Annotated in this window: 3 protein-coding genes; 2 read left to right on the top strand and 1 reads right to left on the bottom strand. The window is 52.4% G+C overall.

Annotation, left to right across the window (positions count from 1 at the left end):
- Positions 1-586: 586 nt before the first annotated feature.
- A complete protein-coding gene (locus RUMCAL_RS05990) occupies positions 587-1,123 on the top strand; it encodes a nitroreductase family protein (protein WP_021681756.1) in 537 nt (178 codons plus the stop codon).
- A 211-nt stretch (positions 1,124-1,334) separates the two neighbouring features.
- On the opposite strand, the gene RUMCAL_RS05985 is transcribed toward RUMCAL_RS05990, so the two are convergent.
- Positions 1,335-1,670 (bottom strand): hypothetical protein, encoded by a 336-nt coding sequence (locus RUMCAL_RS05985; protein ID WP_021681755.1) that lies wholly within the window; start codon positions 1,668-1,670, stop codon positions 1,335-1,337.
- Positions 1,671-1,961: 291 nt separating this feature from the next.
- On the opposite strand from RUMCAL_RS05985, the gene RUMCAL_RS05980 reads away from it, so the two are divergent.
- Positions 1,962-2,696 (top strand): YwaF family protein, encoded by a 735-nt coding sequence (locus RUMCAL_RS05980; RefSeq protein ID WP_021681754.1) that lies wholly within the window; start codon positions 1,962-1,964, stop codon positions 2,694-2,696.
- Positions 2,697-2,761: the final 65 nt, after the last annotated feature.

Raw genomic sequence — 2,761 nt, 5'->3', positions numbered from 1 at the left:
AAGGGAGGGGGACCAGCGAAGCTGGTGGAGGGATATTTCGTAAATCTTTTCCCTGTTGTATCAGATTCCACGGAAGTACCCCTCAGTCACCTGCGGTGACAGCTCCCCTAAAGGGGAGCCTGAAATAAAAGAGGGAGCCTGAACGAGAAAGCCTTCCCTTTAGGGGTGACTCCCCACGGGGTGGGGAGATGCCCGCAGGGCAGAGGGGACCGCTCAGTACGAGGGAAACCGCCGGCAGGCGGTGGAGGGGTTCTTCGTGGAATCTTTTTCTTCATGTAACAGGCTTATGAGATAACCCCTCAATTATCAACGGTGTCCCCGCAAAGTTCCCCATTCCCCCTTGCAATCCCCCAAAAAACATGCTATAATGAAGGCAATACCGCACAAAGAGCGTCTGACGACTTTGCACGCCATCTGCTTGCAAATTTCCTCTCATATTTCACAAAAATGCTCGTGAATACATCAAGTATTCACTCCGCTTTTTGTTTCATCTGACGAAAAATTTGACGACGCATCTGTCGCACAATCTTTGTGCGGTATTGCCTGAAGAAAAACCACCCGCGACCACCGGAAAGGAAGATACGTCATGAATTTTATGGAACTTGCGAAAAAGAGATGCTCTGTCCGTGCCTATGAGGACAAGCCCGTTGCACCGGAACACTTACAGGCGGTACTGGAAGCCGGACGGCTGGCTCCCACCGGAAAAAACCACCAGCCCCAGCGGCTTCTGGTGGTGCAGTCGCCGGAGGGACTGGAAAAAATGGCAAAGGCGATGCACAACACCAACGCCTATACCGCCAAGGCAGTCATCATGGTTTGTTCCGATACATCGGACTGCTGGGTTCGCAGCTTCGACGGGCACTGCATTCATGAGATCGATGCGTCCATTGTCACAACGTATATGATGCTGGCGGCAACGGAACAGGGACTTGGCTCTCTCTGGGTGGAACGGTTTGATCCGGCGATCCTGCGGGAAGAATTCCAGCTGCCGGAAAACTACGTGCCGGACGCTCTGCTCTGTCTGGGCTACCCCAAGCCGGAGGCAGTCAAGGAGCCGTCCCGCTACGACACCGAACGCAAGCCGCTGAAAGAAACCGTGTGGTTTGAAACTTATCAGGATTGATGCGGAGCATATTAAGGCAATAAAAAGACCGGATTTCTCTTGGAGAATCCGGTTTTTTATTTGGTGCGGTTTTTGCAATTGGCTGCCTTTGAAATGCAGGAGGAAGGTGCAAAGCGTGACATGGTGGGGGAAGATTTCACATGAAGGGCGATGTGGGCATCGCCCCTACATATATATGTGTGTATGTATACTTATACAAAACAAATTATTCTTATTTTTGCATTTTGTCATAGTTTACAGTAGCGTACACCATGAGCATCAAGAGATATGATGCCGGCTTCTGCTTCCCTAGGCTCCATTTCTGAGCCGTTGAGTAGGGGATACCGAGCAATTGGCACATCTGCCGCATGTTTTTATACTGCCTCACAACTGCCGCAAAACCCTCGTTCGCCATGGTGTAAATTCTCCGGAGCACGTCGGCGATCTTGTCGGTGTCCGCGATCTCGCTCATCCACTCCTGCCATCCCCTTTCCATGACATACTTTACTTCTGAATCGCATGCTTTCGCGTCCTCGTAGAGAGTGCAAAATGTGTTAAAATCAATCACGTTCAAACTTCCTTTCGGCTTCTTTGGTTATAGCTTTAGTATACACCTAATTGGAACACTTGTCAAGATCATGCACGGAAAGTAGAGTTCAGCTTGCTCATGAAATCGTCTGCATATCTTCGCCGGAAATGTCATAAAAGGATTTTACAAAAAAACCTCTCCACCGCCTAACGGCGGTCCCCCTCCCCTTTCAGGGGAGGCTATCATGAAAATTGATTTTCGTGTGTTCCGGTGAGAATCGCTTGTATTTTTCGCAAAAATGCGGTATACTGAATAGGAGAGGGTGAGGAGATGACGTACTTCTGGACAATTCAGGAACATGTGCCGGACGGGCTGGGGTTTCGGCTGTTTGGCATTGCCCATTTGCTGTGGCTGGGCGGGATCGTTCTGGCAGTGCTGGCGATTGCCCTGACCTGCCGCCGCTGGAAACCGGAAACTGTGCATCGGCTGTTATGCGGGCTGACATGGGCAGCACTTTTGCTGGAGATCTGCAAGGATGGCGTGCTGCTGTACACGGGGCAGTTTCGTCCCAACTATCTGCCGCTGGATCTGTGCGGGCTGTCCATTTTTGTGGAATTTGCCGCAGTGCGAAAACCTCGTCCGCTGCTGCTGGAACCGGTCTACAGCCTTTCACTGCCGGGAGCGTGTCTGGCACTGCTGTTTCCCAACTGGTTCTCGCTGCCCCTGTGGAACTTTTTCAGCCTGCACAGCTTCCTGCTCCACGGGCTGCTGGTGCTGGTGCCGGCGGTGCTGCTGGCTCGCGGGATACTTCGCCCCAACTGGAAACGGCTGCCGTTTTGCTTCACCTGTGTGGCGGCGGCGTGTGTGCCGGTTTCGCTGGTGAACCGCCACTTCGGCACCAACTTTTTCTTTCTGGAACGCCCGTCCTCCGGTTCGCCGCTGGTCTGGTTTGAACAGGTGTTCGGCAGTCATCTGATCGGGCTGCCGGTGCTGATGGCTCTGATCTGGGCAGGCATGTACGGAATTCCCGCGGTACTCCGACGTTTGTGCGGCGGGCGGAGGTAGAATCGCCGGTCATATTGTTGCATAAATCGATAAGCAAAAACAGACTTGACAAACCGGAGAAAATC

Source organism: Ruminococcus callidus ATCC 27760 (genome assembly GCF_000468015.1).
In the GTDB taxonomy this organism is placed as follows: domain Bacteria; phylum Bacillota; class Clostridia; order Oscillospirales; family Ruminococcaceae; genus Ruminococcus_C; species Ruminococcus_C callidus.
Note: the sequence above shows the minus strand (reverse complement) of the source record. Positions and strands in the feature narration are given on the sequence as shown.